The organism is Arachidicoccus sp., from assembly GCF_050436765.1.
In the GTDB taxonomy this organism is placed as follows: domain Bacteria; phylum Bacteroidota; class Bacteroidia; order Chitinophagales; family Chitinophagaceae; genus Arachidicoccus.
Genome location: NZ_JBNQGD010000299.1, coordinates 1 through 2128 on the forward strand (window position 1 = coordinate 1; position 2128 = coordinate 2128).

The window sequence follows — 2128 nt, forward strand, 5'->3', positions numbered from 1 at the left end:
TTATTATTTAAGGCAAAGTCTTTCACAGGCTTATGCTCATCATCGTTTTCATATCGCCAATCGCGGAACAAATTCTTACCAAAACCGTCGCGTGTAGTGGCTTTTAAAAAACGCGCAGGAATGATTTGGTCTGTATCAATATTTTCCAATTCTATAGGAACGGCTGCTGATTGAATGATTTTTCTTTCAGACTGAAATTTGGCTGCACCCGCTTTATCTTTATCGTCTTTGAGACTAACTACTATACCCATTTTATATATGATTTAAAAAACGTAATACGTTGTACAAAAAATTAAATTAATTCTCTTACGTCGCTTATGACACCTGTAACTGCCGCTGCCGCTGCAGTAAGTGGACTTGCAAGCATAGTTCTTGCATTTTGTCCTTGTCTTCCTTCAAAATTCCTGTTAGAAGTGGAGACACAATATTTACCTGCTGGAATTTTATCTTCATTCATTCCTAAACAAGCACTGCATCCAGGTTGACGTAGTTGGAATCCTGCTGCTTCAAATATTTTGTCGATACCTTCTTCTTTGGCCTGTGCTTCTACTTGTTTACTGCCCGGCACAATCCATACGGTTACATCGTCTGCCTTTTGTTTCCCTTTCACAAAAGCAGCGACTTGCCGTAAATCTTCAATACGGCTGTTGGTGCAACTGCCAATGAATACATAATCCACTTTGTGGCCCTTGATCTTTTCACCGGCCTGCAGACCCATGTAAGCAATTGACTTTTCAAAAGATGGCTTATCTTTTACATTAATTTCAGAAAGTTGCGGTACGTGGCCGGTAACGCCAATGCCCATTCCCGGATTGGTACCATAGGTAATCATCGGCTCAATATCCCCGGCTTTAAAATTATATTCTTTATCAAAAGAAGCTCCCTCATCGGAATAAAGGGTTTTCCACTGGGCTAATTTTTTATCCCAATCTTCTCCTTTAGGTGCAAATTCACGACCTTTTACGTAATTGAAAGTTATTTCATCTGGAGCAATCATTCCGCATCGGGCACCCATTTCGATGCTCATATTACAAATAGTCATGCGTGCTTCCATGCTTAAGGCGCGAATGGCGGAGCCCGCAAATTCAACGGCATAGCCGGTGGCACCGCTTGCAGTGATTTGTGCTATAACGTATAAAACAATATCCTTTGAACTAACACCTTTATTTAATTCTCCGTCAACATTAATGCGCATCAATTTTGGTTTGCTCTGCAGCAAGCATTGCGTTGCCAAAACCATTTCCACTTCGCTGGTGCCAATGCCAAACGCAATGCTACCAAATGCACCGTGTGTGCTTGTGTGACTGTCTCCGCAAACATAAGTGCCGCCCGGTTGTGTGACGCCCAGTTCGGGTCCGATTACATGCACGATTCCCTGGTAGGGGTGTCCTAGTCCATATAATTCGATACCAAATTTCTCGCAATTATCTTTTAAGGTTTGTACCTGAATGCGACTCAGTTCTTCTTTAATAGGTAATTCTTGATGTAAAGTTGGAACATTGTGATCGGCAGTTGCGACCACCTGTTTAGGACGGAACACAGGAAGACCACGTTTTTCAAGCCCTTTAAAGGCTTGAGGACTGGTCACTTCGTGAATAAAATGCGTGTCAATATATAGCACGGAGGGCCCGCCCTCAATCTTTTTTATCACGTGTTTTTCCCAAATTTTATCAAATAATGTTTTAGTGCTCATGTGTTTCTTTTATTAAAGTTGTAAGATTGGAATCTTGTTCCCTATTTATTTATAAGTCAATGAGAATTTGAGCATTAAAGAGCTTAAGAAGAAGTCTCTTGTTCGTTATTGACCATTTCTCATTGCTAATCGCTGTTCTTAGGCTGCTTCTAATTCTGCCGCTAATTTTTTCAAATCCTCGTCATTCACTTCTTTTTTTGCGTCGGCAACAATTAAAAATCGATCATACAATATATCCACTTCATCTCTGGTGAAATCATGGCCTAGCTTTTTAAAACGGTAAGCGAGTGCACTTCTTCCGCTGCGTGCGGTTAAAACTATTTTAGAAATATCTGCACCTACTTCCAATGGATCAATGATTTCGTAGGTGGTTGCTTCTTTGAGAAAACCGTCTTGGTGAATGCCTGATGAATGCGCAAATGCGTTATCACCTAC

General features: G+C 40.9%; 2 protein-coding genes and 1 pseudogene. All 3 read right to left on the bottom strand.

Going from position 1 to position 2128, the window contains the following annotated elements:
- Window positions 1–251 (bottom strand): annotated as a pseudogene (locus ACQR30_RS12915) (hypothetical protein); the annotation flags it as partial.
- 41 nt (window positions 252–292) lie between these two features.
- Window positions 293–1693: a 3-isopropylmalate dehydratase large subunit gene (gene leuC, locus ACQR30_RS12920; protein ID WP_429735753.1), complete on the bottom strand. Its 1401-nt coding sequence runs from the start codon at window positions 1691–1693 to the stop codon at window positions 293–295.
- A 138-nt stretch (window positions 1694–1831) separates the two neighbouring features.
- On the bottom strand, window positions 1832–2128 hold a 297-nt coding region (locus ACQR30_RS12925; protein ID WP_429735755.1), incomplete at its 5' end, for a homocitrate synthase/isopropylmalate synthase family protein.

What these genes read in the sequence shown, in the direction of transcription:
- leuC (WP_429735753.1), bottom strand. Translation starts at nt 1,693, where the DNA reads ATGAGCACTAAAACATTATTTGATAAAATTTGGGAAAAACACGTGATA.